Source organism: Roseateles violae (assembly GCF_030410485.1).
GTDB classification, from domain to species: Bacteria; Pseudomonadota; Gammaproteobacteria; order Burkholderiales; family Burkholderiaceae_C; genus Roseateles_D; species Roseateles_D violae.
This window is the reverse complement of sequence record NZ_JAUHHC010000006.1, coordinates 56,466-81,038: the sequence shown is the minus strand read 5'-3', so window position 1 is coordinate 81,038 and position 24,573 is coordinate 56,466. Positions and strand designations below refer to the sequence as shown.

Here is a 24,573-nt window from a genome sequence, read left to right as displayed (position 1 = left end):
CTTGCGGTCGTCGGGGGTGGCGGCTTACTTCCCGCTCGGCACCTTGCCCTCGACACCCTTCACATAGAAATTGATGCCGGAGAGGAACTTGTCGTCGGCGCTCTCGCCGGCCTTCAGGATCTCCTTGCCGTCCTGGCCGACGAGCGGGCCCTTCCAGATCACGAACGAGCCGTCCTTCAGGCCGGCCTTGACCTTGTCGAGCTCGGCCTTGGCCTCGGCCGGCACGGCCTCGGCGACCGAGACCAGGTCGATCGCGCCTTCCTTGACGCCCCACCAGGCATGCTTGCCCGGGCCGGCCGTCCACTTGCCGTCCAGCGCCTCGCGCACCGCGGCGATGTAGTAGGGCGCCCAGTTGATGACGGCCGAGCCCAGATGGGCCTTGGGGCCGTAGGCGGTCATGTCCGAATCCCAGCCGAAGGCGTACTTGCCGTTCTTCTCGGCGGCCTGCAGCACGGCCGAGGAATCGGTGTTCTGCATCAGCACGTCGGCACCGCCGTCGATCAGCGATTGCGCGGCCTCGGTTTCCTTGGGCGGATCGAACCACTGGTTGACCCAGACCACCTTGACCTTGATCTTCGGATTGGTGGACTGCGCGCCGAGCGTGAAGCTGTTGATATTGCGGATCACCTCGGGGATGGGGATGGAGCCGACGACGCCCAGGGTGTTGGTCTTCGTCATCTTGCCGGCGATCACGCCGGCCATATAGGCGCCCTCGTAGGTGCGCGAGTCATAGGTCCGCATGTTCGCGGCCTGCTTGTAGCCGGTCGCGTGCTCGAACTTGACGGCCGGACTGTCCCCGGCGACCTTCAGCATCGGCTCCATATAGCCGAAGGTGGTGCCGAAGATCAGCTGGTTGCCCTGCTGCACCATGTCGCGGAAGACGCGCTCGGCATCGGCCGCCTCGGGCACCTTCTCGACGAAGCTGGTGGCGATCTTGTCGCCGAACTCCTTCTCCAGCGCCTTGCGGGCGTTGTCGTGCGCGAAGGTCCAGCCGCCGTCGCCGACCGGGCCGACATAGGCAAAGGCGATCTTCAGCGGCGCCGGCTTGGCGGCCGCGGCCGGCTCCGAAGCGGCCGGCGCCACCGGCGCGGCCTCTTCCTTCTTGCCGCAGGCGGCCATCGCCAGGGCCAGCACGGTGAGGCCGGCGAGTTTGATCAGTTTCATTGTTGGCATCTCCATTCAGGAACCGGGAACGAAAGGCTTGCCCAGCGAGGCCGGCATATTGGCGCGGATGAAGCCGGCATTGCTGGAGATCAGCACCAGCACGGCGATCGTCGACAGATAGGGCAGCATGCTGAGGAACTGGCTGGCCACCTCGACCCCCTGCCCCTGCAAATGGAACTGCAGCATCGTGACGAAGCCGAACAGATAAGCCCCGAGCAGGATCCGTGCCGGCCGCCAGGTGGCAAAGGTCGTCAGGGCCAGGGCGATCCAGCCCTTGCCGGCGATCATGCCCTCCACCCACAGCGGCGTGTAGACCACCGACACATAGGCGCCGGCCAGGCCGCACAGGGCGCCGCCGGCCATCACGGCGGCCAGGCGGATGCGCCGCACCGGATAACCGAGCGCATGGGCGGACTCCGGCGACTCGCCGACCGCGCGCAAGACCAGGCCCGCGCGCGAGCGGTAGAGGAACCAGGCCAGTGCAAGGGTCAGCGCGATTGCCCCATAGACGAGCGGATGCTGGCGGAACAGGGCCGGGCCGATGAAGGGGATATCGGCCAGGCCGGGGATCGCGAAGCGCGGCCGGGCGCCGAGCTTCTCCTGCACATAAGCGATGCCGACGAAGGCCGAGAAGCCGCTGCCGAACAGGCTCAGGGCCAGGCCGGCCGCATACTGGTTGGTGTTGAGCCAGATCACCAAGAGGCCGAACAGACCGGCCAGCAGCGCGCCCGCGCCCATGCCGGCGGCAAAGGCCAGCCCGTCGCTGCCGGTGTGCACGGCGGTCGCGAAGCCGGCGATGGCCGCCACCAGCATCAGCCCCTCCGCGCCGAGATTGACGATGCCGGCCCGCTCGTTGATCAGGAGGCCCAGCGCGGCCAGCGCCAAGAGCGTGCCGGCGTTCATCGAGGCGGCAATCAGGGCCGCGATCGCGTCGAGATTCATGCGGCCGCCCTCGGTGAAGCGGGGACCCAGCGCAGGCGATAGAGGATCAAGGTGTCGCAGGCCAAGAGCGCGAACAGCAAGAGGCCCTGGAACACGCCGGTGATCGCCTTGGGCAGGCCCAGGCGCGACTGCGCCAGCTCGCCGCCGATATAAAACATGCTCATCAGGATGCCCGAGAAGACGATGCCGACCGGATGCAGGCGGCCGACGAAGGCGACGATGATGGCTGCGAAGCCATAGCCGGCCGGCACATAGGGCGTCAGCTGGCCCAGCGGTCCGGCCGCCTCCAAAGCGCCGGCCAGGCCCGCCATGCCGCCGGACAGTAGCAGCGCCGTCCACAGCGCCTTGGTCGAGGAGAAGCCCGCATAGCGCGCCGCCGCCGGCGCCAGGCCACCGACCTGCAGGGCGAAGCCCGCATAGGTGCGGAACAGCAGCACCCAGAAGCCGATCACCGACACGAGCGCGATCAGCACGCCGATATGGACCCGCGTGCCCTCGATCAGGCGCGGGATCTTGGTGACCGGCAGGAAGCTGATCGTCTGCGGGAAGTTGTAGCCGGCCGGATCCTTCCAGGGCCCGTAGACCAGGTAGGCGAGCAGCAGCTCGGCCACATAGACCAGCATCAGGCTGACCAGGATCTCGTTGGCGTTGAAGCGCGCGCGCAGCAAGGCCGTAATCGCCGCCCAGGCCATGCCACCCAGCACGCCGGCCACCAGAATGAGCACGACGATCCAGCGCCCGGTGTCGGGGCCGGCCTGCATCGCGACGAAACCGCCGGCCAGCGCACCGATGACGAACTGGCCCTCGGCGCCGATATTCCAGACGTTGGAGCGGAAGCACAGGGCCAGGCCCAGGGCGATCAGGATCAGCGGGGTCGCCTTGATGCCCAGCTCGCCCCAGCCGTAGGCGCTCTTGATCGGCTCCCAGAAGAACATCTGCAAGCCGCGCAGCGGGTCCTTGCCGAGGATCAGGAAGAGCCCGACGCCGAGCAGCACCGTGATCGCCAGCGCCAGCAGGGGCGAGGCCAGCGACATCCAGCGCGAGGGCTGCGGCCGCGTCTCAAGCCGCAGCATGGCGCGCTCCTTGTTGCCGCGGCTGCTCTTTCCACAGCCCGCTCATCCATTCGCCCAGCAGGGCCGGCGTCGCGTCCGCCGGGTCCAGCGGCGGCGACAGCCTGCCCTTGGCCATCACGACCAGGCGATCGCTGATCTCGAACAGCTCGTCAAGCTCCTCGCTGACGACCAGCAGCGCGCAGCCGGCATCGCGCAGCTGCAGGAGCTCGGCGCGGATCTGCGCGGCGGCGCCGACGTCGACACCCCAGGTCGGCTGAGAGATCAGGAGCACCTTGGGCCCGGCGGCGATCTCGCGGCCGACGATGAACTTCTGCAGATTCCCGCCCGAGAGGCTGCGCGCCGCAGCGCCGCTGCCATCGGCCTTGACCTTGAAGCGCTCGATCAAGGCCTCGGCCAGGCGCCGCACCTCGCCCATGCGCAGCCAGCCGCCCGGGCCAACGGTCTCGGTGCGGGTCAGCAAGGTGTTCTGCGCCAGCGACAGGGTCGGCACCGCGCCGCGGCCCAGCCGCTCCTCGGGCACGAAGTGCAGGCCCAGGCGGCGCCGGCGTCGCGTGCTGGCGGCCGCGATGTCCTGGCCGAACAGCAAGACGCTGCCGGGCAGGCCGCGCGGGTCCTCGCCGGACAGGGCCGCCATCAGCTCCTGCTGGCCATTGCCGGACACGCCGGCCACGCCGACGATCTCGCCGGCGCGCAGGCACAGATCGACGTCGACCAGGGTGGTGCCGAATTGCGTTGCCTTGGCCAGGCTCAGGCGCTTCAACTCCAGCGCGGGCTCGCCCGCTTTGCGCTTGCCATGCGGCAGCTGTGGCGGCTCGGCGCCTATCATCAGCCTGGAGAGCTCGGCGCTGCTCTGCGTGCGCGGATCGACCTCGCCGCTGACCTTGCCGGCGCGCAGCACCGTGCAGTGGGTGCACAGCGCGCGGATCTCGTCGAGCTTGTGGCTGATATAGAGGATGGCGCAGCCCTGCTCGGCCAGGCGGCGCAGGGTGACGAAGAGCTTGTCGACCGCCTGCGGCGTCAGCACCGAGGTCGGCTCATCCAGGATCAGCAGTTGCGGACCGGTCAGCAGCGCCCGCACGATCTCGACGCGCTGGCGCTCGCCGACCGACAGCGTGTGCACCGGCCGCAGCGGATCGACCTCCAGCCCGTACTGGCCGGCCAGTTCGCGGATGCGCGTCGTCACCTCGGCCAGGCTCAAGCTCTTGTCCAGGCCCAGCCAGACGTTCTCGGCCGCCGTCAGCGTGTCGAACAGCGAGAAATGCTGGTAGACCATGCTGATGCCCAGCGCGCGCGCCTGGGCCGGGCTCTTGATGCGCACCGGCTGGCCGTTCCAGCGCAGCTCGCCGGCATCGGGCTGGACCGCGCCGTAGATGATCTTCATCAGCGTGGACTTGCCGGCGCCGTTCTCGCCCAGCACGGCGTGGATCTCGCCGGCGCGCACGCTGAGCCCGATACCCTGGTTGGCCCGGACATTGCCGTATTGCTTGCTGATGCCGACGGTTTCCAGGCGCAGGGTCATGGGGGCGGATTATCGATCGGGCCTTCTTCGGAATTGCGGCTTGCCCGCCACATAGCTGGCAAGCAGATTGCGCTCATCGGACAGGATCATCCAGGCAAAGACCTTCTCATGCAATTCGCGCGCCACGGCATGGCGGGCCTCGGCGACCGGCCCTCTCGCCCAGTCCCAGACGCAGACATCGGCCAGGCGGCCGGCGTCGAAGGAGCCGATCTCCCCGCCCAGGCCCAGCGCCTCGGCGGCGCCGCGCGTCGCCGCATGCAGGGCCGCCCAGGCGCTGAGCCGATGGCCGGCCATGGCCTGCACCTTGTAGCCGTCGAGCAGATTGCGCTGCATGGAGAGGGACGTGCCGCCGCCCACATCGCTGGCCGCCGAGACCCGGAAGCCGGCCGCGCGCGCCGCCGGCCAGTCGAACAGACCGCTGCCGAGGAAGAGGTTCGAGGAAGGGCAGAAGGCCACCTGGGCGCCGCTGGCGGCCAGCTGGCGCCGGTCGTCCTCGTCCAGCCAAATGCCATGGGCCAGCACCGCGCGCGGGTGCAAGAGCCCCTCGCGCGCATAGACGTCCAGATAGCTGCGTGCATCGGGAAAGAGCCGGGCCACCCATTCGACCTCGCTGCGGTTCTCGGCCACATGGGTCTGCATGAAGAGCGAGGCATCGGCCCGGCACAAGGCGCCGGCCATCGCCAGCTGCTCGGGCGTGCTGGTGGGCGCGAAGCGCACGGTCACCGCGTAGGCCAGGCGATCACGACCGTGAAAGCGCTGGATCAAGTCGATGCAATCGCGCTCGGCACCGGCCACATCGTCGCGCAGGCCGTCCGGCGCATGGCGGTCCATCAGCACCTTGCCGGTGACAAGCCGCATGCCGCGGGCGGCGGCGGCCTCGAACAGCGCCTCGGCCGAGGTCTTGTGCACGGTCGGGAAGACCACGGCCGCCGTCGTGCCATGGGCCAGGAGCGCATCGACAAAGCGCTCGGCGCCGGCGCGCGCCACGGCCGGGTCGGCATAGCGGCATTCGGCCGGGAAGGTGTAGGTGTTCAGCCAGTCGAGCAGCTCGGTGCCGTAGCTGGCGATCACGTCCAGCTGCGGGCAGTGCACATGGGTGTCGATGAAGCCGGGCAGGATCAGCTTGCCGCTGTGGTCCTCGCGGTCCCAGCTCGCATCGGGCGCGGCCGCCTGCGTGCCGACGATGCGGCCGTCCTCGATCAGCAGCCAGTGATCGGGCTGGAAGCGCACGGCCGGGCTGTCCAGCTGGGCCCAGCCGGGCATCGAAGTGAAGTCGAGCAGATCGCCGCGCAGGGCCAGGCGTTGCTTGGGGTTGGTTGTCGTCGTTGTCATTGCGTGTCGGAAGAAATCAGTCGGGCGGCGGCCGGCGCCTGGGCGACCAGCGCGCGGGCGACGTCGCGCACCTGCTCGCGCAGCCAGCGCATCGGCGCGGCGGCATGGCTCAGCTGGTGCCAGAGCTGGTAGTAGCTCATGGTCGGGAAGGCGATCGGGCAGCGCAGGATGCTCACCGGCAGCTGGCCCAGATAACGCGAGCAGAACAGCCGCCCGGTCGTCAGCACCAGCAGGCTGTTCGCCACCATCTGCGGCAGCTGGCCGAAATGCGCGCTGCGCACCGCCACCGAGCGGGCCAGGCCCAGCTCGGCCAGATGCTCGTCGATGACGCCGGCCTGGCCCGGCGACAGCGGCATCGGCGCCAGGTGCTGGCAGGCCAGGTACTTCTCCACCGTCCAGCCGCGGCCCTTGGCGCGGGCCATCGGATGCTCGTTGCCGACCAGGCAGACGACCTCGTCGCTGAGCAATCGGCCCAGATGCAGTTCCTCCGGCGGCTTCAGCCAGTTGCCGATCACCAGATCGACCTCGCCGCGCGAGAGGCTGCGGCGGTAGTCGTACTCGGCCGACAGCGGCTGCAGGTCCAGCTGCACGCCCGGCGCCAGGCGCTGCAGGCGCGCGACCAGCTCGGGCAGGAAGAGCGGGTCCAGATAGTCGCTGGCGGCGATGCGGAAGCGCAGCTCGGCCGCTGCCGGGTCGAAGTCGCCGCGCCGGCTGCGCTTGCCGAACAGGGCCTCGGCGTCGTGCAGCAGGCGCTGCGCCGGTTCCAGCAGTTCCAGCGCGGCCGGTGTCGGCGTCATGCCGGCGCCGCTGCGCACCAGGAGCGCGTCGCCGGTCAGCGCACGCAAGCGCCTCAGCTGGGCGCTGACGGCGGGTTGTGTGCTGTGCAGGCGCAGGGCCGCCCGGGAAACGCTGCGCTCGGTGATCACGGTGTGCAGGACTCGCACCAGTTGAAGCTCGATCTTGTCGAAATCCGCGCGCAGGCTCATACGCCCATCCTCATATAAACCATTCTTCAGATGGTATATCGTCGCTGGACATCAGCAGTAAGTTCCACCGATGGACCACCGACCGCTACGCTTCTTCCACCAGGGCCAGATCCGCGCCATTGCCGGCCTGCCGACGACGACGACCGTCCTGCAATACCTGCGCGAGCAGGCCCCGCATTGCACCGGCACCAAGGAAGGTTGCGCCGAGGGCGACTGCGGCGCCTGCACGGTGCTGCTCGGCGAACTTGACGCCGGCGGCGCGCTGCAGCTGCGCAATGTCAATGCCTGCACCCAGTTTCTGCCGACCCTGGACGGCAAGGCGCTGCTGACGGTCGAGGACCTCGGCAGCAGCGACAACTTGAATCCGGTCCAGCAGGCGCTGGTCGACTGCCACGGCTCGCAATGCGGCTTCTGCACGCCCGGCTTCGCGATGAGCCTGCAGGCCTGCTACGAGCAGCACGGCGAGGCCGGCACGCGGCCGACGCGCCAAGAGCTGGCCGACGAGCTGGCCGGTAATCTGTGCCGCTGCACCGGTTACCGGCCCATCCTCGATGCCGGCGAGCAGATGTTCGAGGCCCCGCCGCAGCGCCTCGACCGCGCGCCGATCCGCGCCGCGCTGCAGGCGCTGCGCGACGACGCGCCGCTGCACTATGCGGCACCGAGCCCCGCCTTCGGCGGCCGCATCGATCATTTCCATGCGCCGCGCACGCTGGCCGAGCTGGCCGCGCTGCGCGAGGCCAGGCCCGAGGCGCGGCTCCTGGCCGGCTCGACCGATATCGGACTCTGGGTCAACAAGCAGTTCCGCGATGTCGGCGAGCTGATTTATCTGGGCAACATCGCCGAGCTGCGCGAGATCCGCCCTCAGGCCTTCGACGATGCCGGCCGACCCGGCCTCTGGATAGGCGCCGGGGCGGCGCTGGAAGAGGCCTGGGCCGCGCTGAGCGCGATCGCAGCGCCGCTGCGCGAGCTGTGGCTGCGCTTCGCCTCCAAGCCGGTGCGCAATGCCGGCACGCTGGGCGGCAATATCGCCAACGGCTCGCCGATCGGCGATGGCGCGCCGGCGCTGATCGCGCTGGGCGCCGACATCGTGCTGCGCCGCGGCGCCGTGCAGCGCCGTCTGCCGCTGCAGGACTTCTATCTGGACTATATGAAGAACGCCTTGCAGCCCGGCGAGTTCCTCGAGGCGCTGCTTGTGCCCCTGCCCGCCGCGGACCTGCGCCTGCGCGCCTACAAGATCGCCAAGCGCTACGACAGCGACATCTCGGCCGTCTGCGCCGGGCTGGCGCTGCGGCTGGCGGACGGCGTGGTCGCCGAAGCGCGCTTCGCCTTCGGCGGCATGGCGGCCATCGTCAGGCGAGCGGCCAAGGCGGAGGCCGCCGTGCTGGGACAGGCTTGGAACGAAACAACGGTCGCGGCCGCCGCGGCCGCGCTGGCCGAGGACTTCAAGCCGCTGGACGATATGCGGGCCAGCGCCGCCTACCGCATGCGGGTGGCGCAGAATCTGTTCAGACGGCTGTGGCTGGAAACCCGCGAGGAGGCGCCGCTGCCGGCACCGGCGCTAAGCGTCTGGCAGGCCGTCTCGTTCACCAGGAGCGCCGCCGCATGAACAAGCCGCTCGATCTTCCCGTCGATACGACCGCCCTGCCCCAGGTCGGCGTCAGCCGTGCCCACGAGTCGGCCGCCCTGCACGTCAGCGGCGAGGCCGTCTACACCGATGACATCGCCGAGGCCCAGGGCACGCTGCATGCGGCCCTGGGCCTGTCGTCGGTCGCGCATGGGCGGCTGCTGTCCATCGATGTCGAACTGCTGAAGCAGCAGCCCGGCGTCGTCGCGGTGCTGACGGCCGCCGACTTCCCCGGCGAGAACAACTGCGGCCCGCTGGTCCACGACGACCCGATCCTGGCCGAGGGTGAGCTGCGCTATCTGGGCCAGCCGGTGTTCGCCATCATTGCCAGCGATCGCGAGCTGGCGCGCCGCGCCGCCTCGCTGGCCAAGCAGGTGATCAGGTTCGAGGCGCTGGAGCCGGTGCTGACAGCCAAGGCCGCCCACGCCAAAGGTCAGTACGTGCTGCCGCCCATGCACATGAGCCGCGGCGATGCGCAGGCCGCGCTGGCGAGCGCGCCGCACCGGCTGGACGGCGAGTGGGCCGTCGGCGGCCAGGAGCAGTTCTATCTGGAGGGCCAGATCAGCTACGCGCTGCCGCAGGAGAACAAGGGTCTGCTGCTGCACTGCTCGACCCAGCATCCCAGCGAGATGCAGCAGCTGGTCGCCCATGCACTGGGCTGGAGCGCGGCCCAGGTGCAGGTGCAATGCCGGCGCATGGGCGGCGGCTTCGGCGGCAAGGAATCGCAGTCGGCCTTGTTCGCCTGCGTGGCCGCGCTGGCCGCGAGCCGGCTGCGCCGGCCGGTCAAGCTGCGCATCGACCGCGACGACGATTTCCTGATCACTGGCCGGCGCCATGGCTTCGACTACCGCTGGAGCGTCGGCTACGACGACGAGGGCCATATCCTCGCCGCCGAGGTCGATCTGATCTCCAACTGCGGCCACTCGGCCGATCTGTCGGCGCCGGTGATGGCCCGCGCGCTGTGCCATTTCGACAATGCCTACTGGCTGCCGAATGTGGCCCTGCACGGCTATTGCGCGAAAACGAACACGCAGAGCAACACGGCCTTCCGCGGCTTCGGCGGCCCGCAGGGCGCGCTGGCGATCGAGATGATCATCGACTCGGTCGCACGGCGGCTGGGCCTCGATCCCTTGCTGGTGCGGCAGCGCAATTTCTATCGTGATGGGCATGACCTGACCCCCTACGGCCAGCGGGTCGAGGACAACATCCTGCAGCCGCTGACCGACCGTTTGATCGAGACCAGCGGCTATCACGCTCGCCGCGCCGACATCGCCGCCTTCAACGCCCAGAGCCCGGTATTGAAGAAGGGCCTGGCGCTCACCCCGGTCAAGTTCGGCATCTCCTTCAACGTCGTCCATCTGAACCAGGCCGGCGCCCTGGTCCATGTCTACACCGACGGTTCGGTGCTGGTGAACCATGGCGGCACCGAGATGGGCCAGGGGCTCAACACCAAGGTGGCCCAGGTCGTCGCGCACGAGCTGGGCATCGCGCTCGAAGACGTGCGCGCCAGCGCCACCGACACGCACAAGGTGGCCAACACCTCGGCCACGGCCGCCTCGACCGGCAGCGATCTGAACGGCAAGGCGGCGCAGGACGCCGCGCGCCAGATCCGCCTGCGCCTGGCCGCGCTGGCCGCTCGGCTGCTGGGCGGCGCGGCCGAGGACGTGCGCTTCGGCGGCGGGCTGGTGCAGCTGGGCGACCAGGCGATCGCCTTCAAGGAGCTGGTCGCCAAGGCCTATCTGGAGCGCGTTCAGCTCTGGAGCGACGGCTTCTACGCGACGCCGGGCCTGCACTGGGACCGCACGAAGCTGCAGGGCAAGCCCTTCTTCTACTACGCCTATGGCGCGGCCGTCGCCGAGGTGCTGATCGACACGCTCAGCGGCGAGAGCCGCGTGACCCGCGCCGACGTGCTGCACGACGTCGGCCAGTCGCTGAACCCCGCGCTGGACATCGGCCAGGTCGAGGGCGCCTTCGTGCAGGGCATGGGCTGGCTGACCATGGAAGAACTCGTGTGGCATCCGAAGACCGGCATGCTGAGCACGCATGCACCGAGCACCTACAAGATCCCCACCGCCAACGACAGCCCGCCGGACTTCCGCGTGCAGCTCTTCGACCAGCCGAATCGCGCCGACAGCATCCACCGCTCGAAGGCGGTCGGCGAGCCGCCGCTGCTGCTGCCCTTCTCGGTGCTGCTGGCGATCAAGGATGCCATCGCCTCGACGGGCGCGGAGCGCTGCGATCCGCTCTTGCGCGCGCCGGCGACGGCCGAAGCGGTGCTGGACGCCGTCGAGGCCCTCAGAGCGCCCGCGTCATGAAGACGCTGAACGGATCCTCGGCATAGCCGGCGAAGGGCCCGCAGCGCTCGAAGCCGAAGCTCTCGTACAGCGCATGGGCCGGCGCGAAGCCCTCGCGCGGGCCGGTCTCCAGGCTCAGCCGCGTGTAGCCGCGGCGCCGCGACTCCTCGACGATATGGACCAGGATCGCGCGCGCCGCGCCCTTGCGGCGATGTGCCATAGCGGTGCGCATCGACTTGATCTCGCCGTGGCCATCGCCGAGCGACTTCAGCGCGCCACAGCCGAGCAGCTGGCCCTCGGACCACAGGGTCCAGAAGCTGATCTCGGGCCGGCGCAGCGCGTCCAGGTCCAGCGCATGCACGCTCTCCGGCGGCGACAGCGCGCGCATATTCCGCAGATGCTCCTCCAGCAGCGCGTGGATCTCCGGCCCCGTCAGGTCGTCAAGGCGGATTTCTTGAGCCGACATATCTGTCCCTTGTTCGGTTGATGGATGAAACGATAAAGGCTCGCAAGATCGGTGCCATTGTCGGCCGCCACCGTTCAGAATCGAGCCGCCGCCATCGGGAGTCGCCATCATGGATGCATCGATCGCCAAGCCCGACGCCGTCGGGCGCCCGCTGTCCTCGCTGCCCGGCCCGCGGCCACTGCCGCTGCTGGGCAATCTGGCCCAGATCGAGCCGGCCCGCATGCACCAGCAGCTCGAGCAATGGGCGCGCGACTACGGGCCGGTCTACCGCCTGCGCCTCGGGCCGAGCGAGGCGCTGGTGGTCGCGCGGGCCGATCTGGTGCTGGAGGCGATGCGCGAGCGGCCCGAGGGCTGGCGGCGCCTGCCGGCCATGCAGCGGGTGATCGCCGAGATCGGCGGCCATGGTCTGTTCTCGGCCGAGGGCGAGGACTGGCGGCGCCAGCGCAAGCTGGTGATGGCGGCCTTCGACCCCGGCCATCTGAAGCGCTACTTCCCCTCGCTGCTGCGCGTCACCGAACGTCTGCGCGCCTGCCTGGCCGAGGCGGCGCGCAGCGGCGAGGCGCTGGACCTGCAGACGGTGCTGATGCATTACACGGTCGACGTGACCGCGGGCCTGGCCTTCGGCATCGACATGAACACCTTGCAGCGGCCCGACGATGCGCTGCAAGGCCATCTGGACCAGATCTTCCCGATGCTGGGCAAGCGCATCTTCGCGCCCGTCCCCTGGTGGCGCGTCTTCAAGCTGCCGGCCGACCGCCGCTTCGACCGCCATCTGCAACAGGTCCACGAGGCCGCGCGGCGGCTGATCGCGCAGGCGCGCGAGCGCATCGCGCGCGATCCGGCGCTGCGCGAGCAGCCGAACAATCTGCTGGAGGCGCTGATCGCCGCGCGCGATGAGGAGGGCGGCGGCCTCTCCGAGGCGGACCTGCTGGGCAATGTGCTGACCGTGCTGCTGGCCGGCGAAGACACCACCGCCCACACGCTGGGCTGGACCCTGCACCTGCTGCACACGCATCGCCCCGAATGGGAGCGGCTGGTCGCCGCCGTCGACGCGGCGCTGGGCGAGGCGGACATGCCGCGCAGCTTCGAGCAGGCACGCGCGCTGGAAGCGATCGAGCGGGCCGTCAACGAATCGATGCGGCTGCGGCCGGTGGCGCCGCTGTCGCTGATGGAAAGCAATCGCGATCGGGTGTTCGGCGGCATCGCCCTGCCGCGAGGCGCCAAGCTGATCTGCCTGACGCGGCCCGGCGCCGTCGATACCGCCCTGGTCGGCGACGCGGCCGACTACCGGCCGCAGCGCTGGCAGGCCGCCGCGCCGGGCGAGGAGCCGGCCCATGCGCTGCTGAAGGCCTCCCTGCCCTTCGGCGCCGGCCCGCGGCTGTGCCCGGGCCGCTATCTGGCGATGCTGGAGATGAAGATGGTGCTGGCCATGCTGGCGCGCAACTTCGAGCTGGGCTCGGTCGCCACCGCCGACGGCTCGCCGCCGCAGGAGCGTTTCGCCTTCACCATGTTTCCGCTGGGGCTGAAGATCCGGCTGGCCGAGCGCCGCCGCTAGCCGGCCGGCGCTGGTGCGAGACTGCGGCCCATGATGCGCGCTGCCCTGCTCCGCCGCGGCCTGCTGGCCGCCCTGCCCTTGCTGCTGGCCGCCTGCGCCGCCACGCCGCCACCGCCGCCGGCCATCATCCCGGTCGCTGCCTGGGGCGGCGAGCCCGGCCCGGCGAGCGGCGCGCGGCAGACGATCAGCCGTATCACCCTGCACCACCAGGGCGAGACCTGGGTTGTCGGCCATGATCCGGCCGCCTATCTGCGCCGGCTGCAGCAATGGTCGCGGCTGAGCAAGCGCTGGGCCGACATCCCCTACCACTACGTGATCGCGCCGGACGGCCGCATCTATGCCGCGCGCCCGCCCGAGCAGGCCGGCGACACCAATACCGAGTACGACCCGCGCGGCCATGCGCTGGTGATGCTGCTGGGCAATTTCGAGGAGGTCGAACCGAGCCGCGAACAGCTGCTGGCGACGGCCGAGCTGATGGCCTGGCTGGCCCGCGCCCATCGCCTGAGCCCGGAGCTGATCGCCTCGCACAAGGACTACAGCGCGCAGACGGTGTGCCCCGGCAGGAATCTCTATGCCTATCTGGAAAACGGCTGGCTGAGGCGCGCGGTCGCGGCGCGCATGGCCGGACAGCCGGCGCCGCCGCTGTAGGCGAGCGCCCCGGCCACTCAGCGAAAACACCGAGGCCGGAAGTCACGACGCCTAGGGTGAGTCTGAATGTGCGGCCGCGCCGGAATCGCCATAGTCGGCGCAGAGGGAGCGACCGAGCTCCGAATCCGCCGAGATGAGAACGATATTGATCTGGCTGGTCTGGCTCTGCCCGGCCTTCGCCGCCGCCGATTCCTGGGATATCTACACGCACAGCCTGGGCGGCCAGGTGTCGATGGTCGGCGGCGAACTGCGCGGCCGCGAGCATGCCGGCAAGCGGGCCTATTACCTGGAGCTGGTCCGGCGCCTGCGCTCGGAACTGGGCATCGACGGCTTCATCCACGAGGTGCCCTTCGCGCGCGGCCTGCAGACCGTGCAGCGCCATCCCGGCGTGGTCTTCTTCAATCTGAACCGCACGCCCGAGCGCGAAGACACCGTGCAATGGGTGGGGCCGATCAGCCGCGAAAGCGACTATCTGTTCGAAAGCGCCGCGCGCCCGACCCAGGTGCGCAGTCTCGACGATGCGCGCGCCCTCTCGGTCTGCGTGCTCAAGGGCAATGTGCACGACGAGTTCCTCAGCCGGGCCGGCTTCACGCAGCTGACGCGCACCGGCAGCTACAGCGCCTGCCTGCGCATGCTGGCCGCCGGCCGCGTGCAGCTGATCGCCGCGGCGACCAGCCCGGGCATGGTGCAGCGCCTGAACGAGGCCGGCCTGCCGGACGCCAGCGTGGTCCGCACGCCGGTCATGCTGACCACCACCGTGGGCTATATCGCCTTGTCGCGCCAGACCCCGGCGGACGAGGTCTCGCGCTGGCAGCAGGCGCTGGACCGGCTGAAGCAGAGCGGCGAGCTGAGCGCGATGACGCGGCGCTACGAAGAGTAGACGGTAGATCGCTCGACACGCAGGCAGGCGGACAAAGAAAGACCCAGCCTTGAGGGCTGGGTCCTGTCGTCCCCGATATCACCAAGGCCTTGGGGGTAGTTGCCTTGCCGGCCTGCAGGCTTCTCGGGGAGGACGATGTCAGCCTAAGCCCGCGCGCGCCCGGGCGGCGTCATCCCGCGCCGCGCGGCGCTGTAGGACGAGCCCGCACGATCGCCGATGGTTCCGGCGACCAGACGCTCGGGCTCAGCGCACCAGCATCGCCCTGAAATCGTTGACGTTGGTGAAGGTCGGCCCGGGCGAGACCAGGTCACCCAGCGGCGCGAAGAAGCCGTAGCCGTTGTTGGCATCGAGCTCCTTGCGCGCGTTCAGCCCGAGCGCTGCAGCCCGCGCCAGGCTTGTGGGCGTGACGATGGCGCCGGCGTTGTCCTCGATGCCGTCGATGCCGTCGGTGTCGGCGGCCAGCACATGGATGCCGGGCTCGCCGTTCAGGCCCAGCGCGCAGCCGAGCAGGAATTCGGTGGCCCGCCCGCCCCGACCGCCCTTGGCCTTCACCGTCACCGTCGTCTCGCCGCCGGAGAGGATCACGCAGGGCTTGGCGAAGGGCTGGTCGCGGCGCTGGACCGCGCGGGCCAGGGCCGCATGCACCAGGCCGACCTCGCGCGATTCGCCCTCGATCTCGTCGCTGAGGATGTAGGCGGCGAGGCCCAGGGCGCGTGCCGCCTCGGCGGCCGCCTCCAGGCTTTGCTGCGGCGTGGCCAGCATGCGCAGCTCGTGGCCGGCCAGGCGCGGGTCGCCGGGCTTGGGCGTCTCGAAGGCGCCCGACTCCAGGCCCTCCCGCGCCGCCCTGGGCAAGTCGATCCGGTAGCGCTCGCAGATCGCCAGCGCATCGGCGCAGCTCGTCGCGTCGGCCACCGTCGGGCCGGAGGCGATCACGGCCGGGTCGTCGCCGGGCACGTCGCTGATCAGCAAGCTGACGACACGCGCCGGCGCGCAGGCGGCGGCCAGCCGCCCGCCCTTGATCGCCGACAGGTGCTTGCGCACGCAGTTCATCTCGCCGATCGCCGCCCCGCTCTTCAGCAGCGCGCGGTTGATCGCCTGCTTGTCCTCCAGCGTGAGACCCGGCGCGGGCAGGCTCAGCAAGGCCGAGCCGCCGCCGGAGATCAGGCAGATCACCAGATCGTCCGGGGTCAGGCCTTGCGTCAACGCCAGCATCTGCGCGGCCGCCTGCTGGCCGGCCGCGTCGGGCACCGGGTGCGCGGCCTCGACCAGCCTGATGCGGCGCGGTTCGTAGTCCGGCGGGCGATGGCCGTAGCGGGTGATCACCAGGCCGTCGAGCTTGGCATGCGACGGCCAGGCCGCCTCCAGCGCCTGCGCCATCGCGCCGCCGGCCTTGCCGGCGCCCAGCACCAGGGTGCGGCCCCGGGCCGGATCAGGCGGCGGCGGCAGCGCGGCCGCCAGCATGCGGGCCGGCAGCGCGCGCGCCACCGCCACATCGTAGAGATGGCGCAGCAGCGCCTTCGGGTCCTGCAGCAGCGGGTCGGAGCTCATGCGCCGATTATGCGGACGCGCCGCCGAGCTCGTGGGCTCCCATCAGTTCCAGCGCGCGCACCAGCGCCGAATGGTCGAGCTGGTCCCAGCCCTGGGCGGCGCAGGCCTGCATCAGCTGAGCCGCGTTGGCGGTGCCGGGCAGGGCCAGCGACAGGCTCTTGGCGCTCTGCAGCGCCAGGTTCAGGTCCTTCTGGTGCAGGCCGATGCGAAAGCCCGGATTGAAGGTCCGCTTGATCATCCGTTCGCCATGCACCTCGAGGATGCGGCTGGAGGCGAAGCCGCCCATCAGCGCCTCGCGCACCTTGGCCGGGTCGGCGCCGGCCTTGCTCGCGAACACCAGCGCCTCGCCGACCGCCGCGATGTTCAGCGCGACGATGATCTGATTGGCGACCTTGCAGATCTGGCCGGCGCCGGCCTCGCCGACGCGGGTGATGTTCTTGCCCATCAGCTCGAACAGCGGCTTGATCCGGTCGAACACCGGCTGCCTGCCGCCGACCATGATGGTCAGGCTGCCGGCCTTGGCGCCGACCTCGCCGCCGGAGACCGGCGCGTCCAGCCAGTCGGCGCCCAGCGCCTCGATGCGGCGGGCGAAGTCCTGCGTCTGCAGCGGCGCGATCGAGCTCATGTCGACGACGGTTTTTCCGGCGGAGAGCCCTTGCGCCACGCCGCCCTCGCCGAACAGCACCTTCTCGACATCGGGCGTGTCCGGCACCATGGTGATGATCACGTCCGCCGCGCGCGCGACCTCGGCGGCGCTGGCGCAGACGGTGGCGCCGGCCGCCTTCACCTCTTCCCGCAGCGCGCCGCGGGTATGGACGAAGAGCGGATGGCCGCCCGCCGCCAGCCGCGCCGCCATCGGCGCGCCCATGATGCCCAGGCCGATGAAGCCGATCTTGATGCTCATTGCTGGTTTTCCTCTGAATCTTCAGTCTTGCTTGAACTTGTCGCGCAGCGCCTGCGTCGCGCCGCGGAACACGCCCAGATCGCTGCCGACGGCGACGAAGCGGGCGCCCTGCTCGATATAGCGGCGCGCATCGGCCTCGACCGGCGCCAGGATGCCGACCGCCTTGCCGGCCGCCTGGCAGGCGGCAAAGATCTCGGCCATCGCCGCCTGCACCTCGGGATGCAGCGGATTGCCGAGCTGGCCGTAGCCGGCCGCCAGGTCCGAGGGACCGATGAAGATGCAGTCGACGCCGTCGACCGCCGCGATCTCGGCCACCGCGGCCACGCCGGCGCGGCTCTCGATCTGCACGATCACGCTGATCTGCTCGTTGATGCCCTGGAAGTAGCCGGGCACCGTGCCATAGCGGTTGCTGCGCTGCGCCACCGAGACGCCGCGTATGCCTTGCGGCGGATAGCGGGTCGCGGCCACGGCGCGCCTGGCTTCCTCGGCGCTCTCGACGAAGGGCACGAGGAAGTTGTAGAAGCCGGCGTCCAGCAGGCGCTTGATCTCGACCGCGTTGTTGGACGAGGGCCGCACGACCGGCGCGCTGACGCTGTCTTTCAGCGCCATCAGCTGCGGCACGAAGCTGCTCACCTCGTTGGGCGAATGCTCGCCGTCCAGCAGCAGCCAGTCGAAGCCGGCCACGCCCAGCACCTCGGTGCTGATCGGGTTGGCCAGCGAACACCAGCAGCCGATCAGCTGCTCGCCCGCCAGCAGGCGCTGGCGGAAGCTGTTCGGAAAGGGGCAGTAGGGGGTGGTGGGCGTCGGCATGGCGGGGCTCGCTCTCAGTCCAGCTTGATATTGTTCTTGGCCACGACGGCCGACCAGTTCTTGCGCTCCTTGGCGAAGAAGGAGCCGAACTCGGCCGGGTTCATCGTGAAGACCTCGGCGCCCTGGGCGCTCAGGCGCGAGCGGATCTCGGGGCTGCGGATGATGCGCACCAGCTCGGCCGAGAGCCTGGCCACATCGGCGGCCGGCATTCCGGCCGGCACCAGCACGCCCTGCCAGGTGCCCGACTCGAAGCCCGGCGCGCCCTGCTCGGCGATCGTAGGCACGTTGGGCAGCAGCGGCACGCGCGTCGCCTTGGACACGCCCAGCACCTTCAGCTTGCCGTTCTGCACATGCGGCAGGGTCGCCAGCATGCCGTTCATCAGCACCTGGGTCTGGCCGGCGATGGTGTCGGTCACCGCCTGCGAGCCGCCCTTGTAGGGGATGTACTCCCACTTCGCGCCGGTGGCCGCGGCGACGGCCAGGCCGGCCACATGCGGCGCGCTGCCGATCGCGGTGACGGCGAAGTCGAGCTTGCTGGTCTTGGACAGCGCGACCAGTTCCTTCAGATTGTTGGCCGGCACGGAGGGGTGGACGACCAGCATATGCGGCGAATAGGCCAGCATCGCCGCACCCTTCAGGTCCTTGCTGGGATCGAAGGGCAGCTTGGTATAGACCGAGGGGCTGATCGCCAGCGCCGTCACGTCGCACAAGAGCAGCGTGTGGCCGTCATTGGCCTTGGCGACGAAGTCGGCGCCCAGATTGCCGCTGGCGCCGGCCTTGTTCTCGACGATCACCGGCTGCTTCAGCGCCTCGGACAGCGGCTGGCTGATGGCGCGGGCGATGATGTCCGAGCTGCCGCCCGGCGTGTAGGGCACGACGATGCGCAGCGCCTTCGTGGGCCAGGCCTGGGCCAGGGCCAGCGCCGGCAGCGTGAGGGCCAAGGCGGCGAGCGTGCGCCGGATCGTTCTGTCTTGCATTGCTTGTCTCCGAAAGAAAGGGGTGACGCCTCAGCGCAGCAGGCAGGGCCGCTTCGGATCAAATTTCCAGCCGCGGATCAGGTACTGCATCGCCACCGCGTCGTCACGCGCCCCGAGGCCATGCTGCATATAGAGCTGATGCGCCTTTTCGACGGCGGCCATGTCCAGCTTGACGCCCAGGCCCGGCACCGTCGGCACCGCCACCTCGCCGCCGACGATCTGCAGCGGGGCTTCGGTCAGGAACTGGCCGTCCTGCCAGATCCAGTGGGTGTCGATCGCGGTCAGCCGCCCCGGCGCGGCGGCGGCCGCGTGGGTGAACATGGCCAGCGAGACATCGAAATGGTTGTTGCTGTGCGAGCCCCAGGTCAGGCCCTGGTCGCGGCAGGTCTGGGCGACGCGCACCGCGCCGCTCATCGTCCAGAAATGCGGGTCGGCCAGCGGGATGTCGACCGACTGCAGGGCCAGCGAATGGACCAGCTGGCGCCAGTCGGTGGCCACCATATTGGTCGCCGTCGGCAGGCCGGTCGCGCGGCGGAATTCGGCCATCACCTCGCGGCCGGAGAAGCCGTCCTCGGCGCCGCAGGGATCCTCGGCATAGGCGATCACGCCGTGCAGATCGCGCAGCAGACGGATCGCGTCCTTCAAGAGCCAGCCGCCGTTCGGGTCCAGCGTGATGCGGGCCTCGGGGAAGCGGGCCTTGAGCGCCTTGATCGCCTCGACCTCGGCCTCGCCGGCCAGCACCCCGCCCTTGAGCTTGAAGTCGGCGAAGCCGTAGCGGGCCTGGGCCGCCTCGGCCTGGGCGACGATGGCCTCGGGCGTCAGCGCGGTCTGGTGGCGCTGGTGCAGCCAGCCGCCAGCCCGGTCTTCGCGCACATAGGGCAGATCGGTCTTGCCGGCATCGCCGACGAAGAACAGATAGCCCAGCATCGGCACCTTGTCGCGCTGCCGGCCCTCGCCCAGCAGCTCGCAGACCGGCACGCCGAGATGCTGGCCCAGCAGGTCCAGCAGCGCGCACTCGACCGCCGTCAGCACATGGATGGTCGTGCGCAGATCGAAGGTCTGCAGGCCGCGGCCGCCGGCGTCGCGGTCGGCGAAGCGCTCGCGCACCAGCTGCAGCAAGGCATTCCAGCGCGCGACCGGCTGGCCGATCAAGAGCGCCGAGGCCTCTTCCAAGGTCTGGCGGATGGACTCGCCGCCGGGCACCTCGGCCACGCCGGTGTGCCCGGCGCTGTCCTCCAGAAGCAGCAGATTGCGGGTGAAGAAGGGCCCATGGGCGCCGCTCAGGTTCATCAGCATGCCGTCGCGCCCGGCGACCGGGATCACGCGCGCTGTCTTGATCGTCGGAGTCGTGCTCATCACTCAGTCCGCCGTGATTTTTCCGGTCTCGATGACCTTCTTCCAGCGCGCGAACTCGCTCTTCTGGAAGGCCTGCGCCTGCTCCGGCGTGTTGGCCACCGTCTCGATACCGATCTCGGCGTTCTTCTGCTTGACGGCCGCATCGTTCAGCGCCGCCTGCAAGGCCGCGACGATCTGCGTGCGCACCGCCGGCGGCAGGCCCGCCGGCGCGGCCACGCCCTGCCAGGAGTAGACGTCGACGCCCTTGGCGCCGGCCTCGGCCAGGGTCGGCACATTGGGCAGCACGGCGGAGCGCTTGTCGCCGGTGACGGCCAGCGCGCGGAGCTTGCCGCTCTGGATGTGCTGCAGCACCGCGTTGATGTTCTGGAAGGAGGCGTCGACCTGACCGCCCAGCAGATCGGTGATCGCCGGTGCGCCGCCCTTGTAGGGCACGTGCAGGCCCGAGGTCCCGGTCTGCTGCCAGAACAGCTCGACCGTCAGGTGGTCGGAGGAGCCATTGCCGCTCGACGCGAAGCTCAGCTTGCCGGGTTCCTTCTTCTGCTGCGCGATCACATCGGCCACCGAAGTCAGCTTGGACGCCGCCGGCACCACCAGCACATTCGGTGCCTGCACGGCCACCGTCAGCAGGTCCAGGTCTTTCAAGGCGTCGTACTGCACGCCCTTGATCAGATGCGGGGCGATCACGAAGGGACCGAGGGACGACACCAGCAGGGTGTAGCCGTCGGCCGCCGTGCGCTTGACCTGGGCCGTGCCCATGGTGCCGGTCGCGCCCGGCTTGTTCTCGACCACGACGGTCTGGCCCAGCTTCTCCTGCAGCTTGGGCGCGATCGCGCGGGCCAGCGAATCGGTGGAGCCGCCCGGCGGGAAGGGCACGACCAGGGTGACCGGCTTGTCCGGATAGGCGGCCAGCGCCGGCAGGCCCAGGCTCAGACCCAGAGCCAGGCCGCCCAGCAGCCGCAGCAGCGGCCGGCGACCATGGAAAGAGGAAGAAGGAAGCGAACGAGGCGTCATCGAACTTGTCTCCGTCTGATGTTGTCAGTCATCATACAACTGCAAATTCGGCGCTGACAAGCCCGGCCGAGGAATGTCCCTACTCGGTGCTGCGGCCAGTGGCGCCGCCCGCGCCGAGCAGGCTCAGCGCCGCGCGCCGGCGCCGCTCGCGGCTGTTCGCCAGGTGGGTGCGCATGGCCGCGCGGGCCGCCTCGGCATCGCCGGCGGCGATGGCGTCGAGGATGCTCTCGTGCTCGGCATTGACCTTCTTCAGATAGGCCTGGCGCTCGGCCGTGTCGCTCTGCGGCAGCGCGGCCAGGCGCGCGCGCGGGATGCTGGGCGCGCCCAGGGTCGCCATCAGCTGCTCGTAATGCGGATTGCCGGTGGCACGCGCGATCTCCAGATGGAACTGGAAGTCGGCCGCCACCGCATCACGGCCGGCCGCGATCGCGGCCGTGAAGGCGGCGAGCGCCTCGCGCATGGCCGCCAGTTGCGCCTCGCTGCGCCGCTGCGCCGCCAGCGCGGCCGCCTCGGTCTCGACGCCGATGCGCAGCTCCAGCACCGCGACCACATCGTTGAGCGTCTCCATCTGCTCCGGCGCGATGCGGAAGGGCCCGCCCTCGCCCAGGCCCAGCACGAAGGTGCCGATGCCATGCCGCGTCTCGACCAGGCCGGCCGCCTGCAGCTTGGAGATCGCCTCGCGCACGACGGTGCGGCTGACCTCGAACTCCGCCATGATGGCCGCCTCGGTCGGCAGCTTGTCGCCCACCGCCAGGCGCCCGTCGCGGATGCGATCGCCCAGGGCCTCGACCAGGCCCAGGGCCAGGGTCTTCGGGCGGCGGCGGGCGGAGGTCGGCGTCGATTCGGCGGGGGCGAGGGTCATGAGGCGGGCGGCGGGTTGTATGACGACATTGTCGCAAAGCCGCGGCCGCCTGCGAAGCCGGGCCGGCTAGCGCCGGCGGGCCTCGAACCAGCGCCCCAGCAGCGCCCGCTCCTCCTCGCTGATGCCGGTCGCGTTGTTGAGCGGCATGGTCTTCTGCAGGACCGCCTGTTGGTACAAGGCCTGTGCGTTCTGCTCGATCAGGGCCGGCGTGTGCAGCTGCACGCCCTTCTGCGCCAGCTGCGCGTTGTGGCACATCACGCAGCGCTGCTCGACGACGGCCTGCACTTGCGCGAGGGTCGGCGCGGCCGCGAGCTTCGGTCCCGGCGCCGGGGCCAGCCAGACGATCAGCACGGCCAGCAGGGCCAGGACGATCGCGACCAGGGGCCAGGCATTGACGCCCTTGTGTCGTTTGACGAAGAAGGTCCGCACCAGCGCGCCGGTCAGCATCAAGAGCAAGAGCACGGCCCAGTTGTGCGGATGGCTGTAGAGCATGCCGTAGTGGTTGCTCAGCATCGCGATCAGCACCGGCAGGGTGAAATAGGTGTTGTGCACGCTGCGCTGCTTGCCGCGCTGGCCGTGGATGGGGTCGACGGCCCGGCCGGCGCGCATATCGGCGATCACCTGCCGCTGTCCCGGGATGATCCAGAACAGCACATTGGCGCTCATCATCGTCGCGATCATCGCGCCGGTGATCAGGAAGGCGGCGCGGCCGGCGAACAGCTGGGCCGCGGCCCAGGCCGCGAAGCCGATGAAGACGGCGATCAGGCCCAGCACCAGGCCGTCGTTGCCGATGCTGCCATCCTTCGTGTGGCCGAAGCGGCGGCAGATCTGGTCGTAGGCCAGCCAGCCGGCGGCGAGAAAACCGAGGGCGGCGCCGACGGCCGCCGGCGTCGAGCCCCAGTCATGCACGCGCCGGTCGATCAGGAAACTGTCGGCATTGACCAGGTACAGCAGCACAAACAGCGCGACGCCGCTGATCCAGGTCCAGTAGCTCTCCCAGTAAAACCAGTGCAGATGCTGGGGCAGGTTCGCCGGCGCGACCATGTACTTCTGCGGGTTGTAGAAGCCGCCGCCGTGCACGGCCCAGAGCTCGCCGTCGACGCCCTTGGCCTTCAGATCGGGCGTCTCGGGCTTGAGCAGGTGGTTGTCCAGCCAGACGAAGTAGAAGGAGGCGCCGATCCAGGCAATGGCGACGATCACATGCAGCCAGCGCAGCAGCAGATTGGCCCAGTCGAGCAGATAGCTTTCCATGCTTACTCGGAAATGGGCCGGTCACCACGGCTGGCGCAACTGTGAACCGGCGGATGTCGCGCTGACCGGCCGGGCCGGGCGCCGCTGCGACTTGTGGCGCAGTGTAGCGAGAAGCCCTTCAGGCGGCCGCCGGCCGCTGCGGAATCTTCAGCCCGCGCTGCACCGCGGGCCGCGCCAGGAACTTCTCCAGCACCCGCTTCACCTCGGTGAAATCGTCGAAGCCGACCAGCTCCCCGGCGCCGTAGAAGCCGACCAGATTGTTGATCCAGGGAAAGCTCGCGATGTCGGCGATCGTGTACTGGTCGCCGACGATCCAGTCGCGGCCGGCCAGATGCCGGTCGAGCACGGCCAGCAGGCGCCGCGCCTCGGCGACGTAGCGGTCACGCGGGCGCTTGTCCTCGTAATCCTTGCCGGCGAATTTGTGGAAGAAGCCGAGCTGGCCGAACATCGGCCCGATGCCGCCCATCTGGAACATCAGCCACTGGATCGTTTCATAGCGCAGGGCCGGGTCTTGCGGCAAGAGCTGGCCCGTCTTCTCGGCCAGATAGAGCAGGATCGCGCCCGACTCGAACAGCGGCAGCGGCCGGCCGCCGGGGCCGTTCGGGTCGACGATGGCCGGGATCTTGTTGTTCGGGTTCAGCGACAGAAACGCCGGCGAGAGCTGGTCGTTGCTGTCGAAGCGCACCAGATGCGGCTCATAGGGCAGGCCGGTCTCCTCCAGAAAGATGGAGACCTTGACGCCGTTGGGCGTCGGCAGCGAATAGAGTTGAAGGCGATCGGGGTGCTGGGCGGGCCATTTCTGGGTGATGGCGAAGGCGGACAGATCGGTCATGAAGCGATGAACGGATGGAAGAAAGTAAGGAAGAAGAAGCTCAGCCCGGGATATCCGGCTCGACCAGCTGCGCCAGCTGCACGAGCGACTCCTGCCAGCCGAGATAGCACATCTCGGTCGGTATCATCTCGGGGATGCCCTCCTGCACCACGCTGATCTCGGTGCCGCAGGACACCTGCTTCAGCTCCACCGTGGTCTGCATCTCGCCCGGCAGATTGACGTCATCGAAACTGGCCGTGTAGCGCAGTCGTTCGTTCGGCACCAGCTCGCGGTAGCTGCCGCCGAAGCTGTGGCTGTGGCCGGTGGAGAAGTTGGTGAAGGACATGCGATAGCCGCCGCCGACCCGGGCGTCCATCTGATGGACGCTGCCGGTGAAGCCGAAGGGCGGCAGCCAGCGGGCCATGGCGTCGGGCGTCAGGAAGGCGCGATAGACGCGCTCGGGCGGCGCGCGCAGCACGCGATGCAGGCGGACGGTTCCGGTGGGCATGGGCGGTCTCCTTGTGGGGATGCTTACGGGTCGGGCGATTCTCTGCGATTGC

22 protein-coding genes are annotated in these 24,573 nt (G+C 69.7%); 5 read left to right on the top strand and 17 right to left on the bottom strand.

All coding sequences use genetic code 11. The features are described from left to right. Window positions 1-24: 24 nt before the first annotated feature. Genes QWJ38_RS20960 through QWJ38_RS20935 form a run of 6 tightly spaced genes read right to left on the bottom strand, consistent with a single transcriptional unit; the run spans window position 25 to window position 7,016 of the window. Window positions 25-1,173: a BMP family ABC transporter substrate-binding protein gene (locus QWJ38_RS20960; protein ID WP_434064012.1), complete on the bottom strand. Its 1,149-nt coding sequence runs from the start codon at window positions 1,171-1,173 to the stop codon at window positions 25-27. A gap of 6 nt (window positions 1,174-1,179) precedes the next feature. Further along, window positions 1,180-2,106, bottom strand: a complete 927-nt coding sequence (locus QWJ38_RS20955) for an ABC transporter permease (protein ID WP_290361086.1) — start codon at window positions 2,104-2,106, stop codon at window positions 1,180-1,182. Next, entirely contained in the window at window positions 2,103-3,179 is a 1,077-nt protein-coding gene (locus QWJ38_RS20950; protein ID WP_290361085.1) for an ABC transporter permease, read from the bottom strand. Before QWJ38_RS20950 ends, QWJ38_RS20955 begins: the two co-directional genes overlap by 4 nt. Continuing rightward, window positions 3,166-4,698, bottom strand: coding sequence for an ABC transporter ATP-binding protein (locus QWJ38_RS20945; protein WP_290361084.1), 1,533 nt, complete (start codon window positions 4,696-4,698; stop codon window positions 3,166-3,168). The genes QWJ38_RS20950 and QWJ38_RS20945 overlap by 14 nt, the downstream gene beginning before the upstream one ends. Before the next feature lie 9 nt (window positions 4,699-4,707). Next, on the bottom strand, window positions 4,708-6,030 hold the full coding sequence (gene guaD / locus QWJ38_RS20940; RefSeq protein WP_290361083.1) for a guanine deaminase: 1,323 nt from the start codon (window positions 6,028-6,030) through the stop codon (window positions 4,708-4,710). Further along, window positions 6,027-7,016 carry a LysR family transcriptional regulator gene (locus tag QWJ38_RS20935; RefSeq protein WP_290361082.1) on the bottom strand — a complete coding sequence of 330 codons (990 nt, stop codon included), beginning with the start codon at window positions 7,014-7,016 and terminating at the stop codon, window positions 6,027-6,029. Before QWJ38_RS20935 ends, guaD begins: the two co-directional genes overlap by 4 nt. 70 nt (window positions 7,017-7,086) lie before the next feature. Between QWJ38_RS20935 and xdhA the strand changes: the two genes are divergently transcribed. Next, a complete protein-coding gene (gene xdhA / locus QWJ38_RS20930; RefSeq protein WP_290361081.1) occupies window positions 7,087-8,622 on the top strand; it encodes a xanthine dehydrogenase small subunit in 1,536 nt (511 codons plus the stop codon). Continuing rightward, window positions 8,619-10,955, top strand: a complete 2,337-nt coding sequence (gene xdhB / locus QWJ38_RS20925) for a xanthine dehydrogenase molybdopterin binding subunit (RefSeq protein ID WP_290361080.1) — start codon at window positions 8,619-8,621, stop codon at window positions 10,953-10,955. The genes xdhA and xdhB overlap by 4 nt, the downstream gene beginning before the upstream one ends. On the opposite strand, the gene QWJ38_RS20920 is transcribed toward xdhB, so the two are convergent. Further along, window positions 10,936-11,400, bottom strand: a complete 465-nt coding sequence (locus QWJ38_RS20920; protein WP_290361079.1) for a GNAT family N-acetyltransferase — start codon at window positions 11,398-11,400, stop codon at window positions 10,936-10,938. The genes xdhB and QWJ38_RS20920 overlap by 20 nt on opposite strands. Window positions 11,401-11,509: 109 nt before the next feature. Between QWJ38_RS20920 and QWJ38_RS20915 the strand changes: the two genes are divergently transcribed. The 3 genes from QWJ38_RS20915 (at window position 11,510) to QWJ38_RS20905 (ending at window position 14,483) form a co-directional block, all read left to right on the top strand. Further along, window positions 11,510-12,955: a cytochrome P450 gene (locus QWJ38_RS20915; protein ID WP_290361078.1), complete on the top strand. Its 1,446-nt coding sequence runs from the start codon at window positions 11,510-11,512 to the stop codon at window positions 12,953-12,955. A gap of 30 nt (window positions 12,956-12,985) precedes the next feature. After that, on the top strand, window positions 12,986-13,603 hold the full coding sequence (locus tag QWJ38_RS20910) for a peptidoglycan recognition protein family protein (RefSeq protein WP_290361077.1): 618 nt from the start codon (window positions 12,986-12,988) through the stop codon (window positions 13,601-13,603). 133 nt (window positions 13,604-13,736) lie between these two features. Continuing rightward, on the top strand, window positions 13,737-14,483 hold the full coding sequence (locus tag QWJ38_RS20905; protein ID WP_290361076.1) for a substrate-binding periplasmic protein: 747 nt from the start codon (window positions 13,737-13,739) through the stop codon (window positions 14,481-14,483). A 243-nt stretch (window positions 14,484-14,726) separates the two neighbouring features. Here QWJ38_RS20905 and QWJ38_RS20900 read toward each other — a convergent pair whose 3' ends face one another. The 10 genes from QWJ38_RS20900 to QWJ38_RS20855 form a co-directional block, all read right to left on the bottom strand. Beyond that, window positions 14,727-16,031, bottom strand: a complete 1,305-nt coding sequence (locus QWJ38_RS20900; RefSeq protein WP_290361075.1) for a glycerate kinase type-2 family protein — start codon at window positions 16,029-16,031, stop codon at window positions 14,727-14,729. Window positions 16,032-16,038: 7 nt separating this feature from the next. Next, window positions 16,039-16,935, bottom strand: a complete 897-nt coding sequence (locus QWJ38_RS20895; RefSeq protein ID WP_290361074.1) for a 2-hydroxy-3-oxopropionate reductase — start codon at window positions 16,933-16,935, stop codon at window positions 16,039-16,041. Between the two features lie 21 nt (window positions 16,936-16,956). Further along, on the bottom strand, window positions 16,957-17,745 hold the full coding sequence (garL, locus tag QWJ38_RS20890) for a 2-dehydro-3-deoxyglucarate aldolase (RefSeq protein ID WP_290361073.1): 789 nt from the start codon (window positions 17,743-17,745) through the stop codon (window positions 16,957-16,959). Window positions 17,746-17,759: 14 nt separating this feature from the next. After that, window positions 17,760-18,722, bottom strand: coding sequence for a Bug family tripartite tricarboxylate transporter substrate binding protein (locus QWJ38_RS20885; RefSeq protein ID WP_290361072.1), 963 nt, complete (start codon window positions 18,720-18,722; stop codon window positions 17,760-17,762). 30 nt (window positions 18,723-18,752) lie between these two features. Further along, complete coding sequence (locus QWJ38_RS20880) at window positions 18,753-20,078, bottom strand: enolase C-terminal domain-like protein (RefSeq protein ID WP_290361071.1); 1,326 nt, start codon at window positions 20,076-20,078, stop codon at window positions 18,753-18,755. A gap of 3 nt (window positions 20,079-20,081) precedes the next feature. Further along, the gene (locus QWJ38_RS20875) at window positions 20,082-21,089 is read right to left on the bottom strand and encodes a Bug family tripartite tricarboxylate transporter substrate binding protein (RefSeq protein WP_290361070.1); all 1,008 of its coding nucleotides are present in this window, start codon (window positions 21,087-21,089) and stop codon (window positions 20,082-20,084) included. A gap of 79 nt (window positions 21,090-21,168) precedes the next feature. Beyond that, on the bottom strand, window positions 21,169-21,951 hold the full coding sequence (locus tag QWJ38_RS20870) for a FadR/GntR family transcriptional regulator (protein ID WP_290361069.1): 783 nt from the start codon (window positions 21,949-21,951) through the stop codon (window positions 21,169-21,171). A 66-nt stretch (window positions 21,952-22,017) separates the two neighbouring features. Further along, window positions 22,018-23,202, bottom strand: a complete 1,185-nt coding sequence (locus QWJ38_RS20865) for a urate hydroxylase PuuD (RefSeq protein ID WP_290361068.1) — start codon at window positions 23,200-23,202, stop codon at window positions 22,018-22,020. 118 nt (window positions 23,203-23,320) lie between these two features. After that, a complete protein-coding gene (locus QWJ38_RS20860) occupies window positions 23,321-24,034 on the bottom strand; it encodes a glutathione binding-like protein (RefSeq protein ID WP_290361067.1) in 714 nt (237 codons plus the stop codon). A 40-nt stretch (window positions 24,035-24,074) separates the two neighbouring features. Next, entirely contained in the window at window positions 24,075-24,521 is a 447-nt protein-coding gene (locus QWJ38_RS20855) for an SRPBCC family protein (protein ID WP_290361066.1), read from the bottom strand. Window positions 24,522-24,573 lie beyond the last annotated feature (52 nt).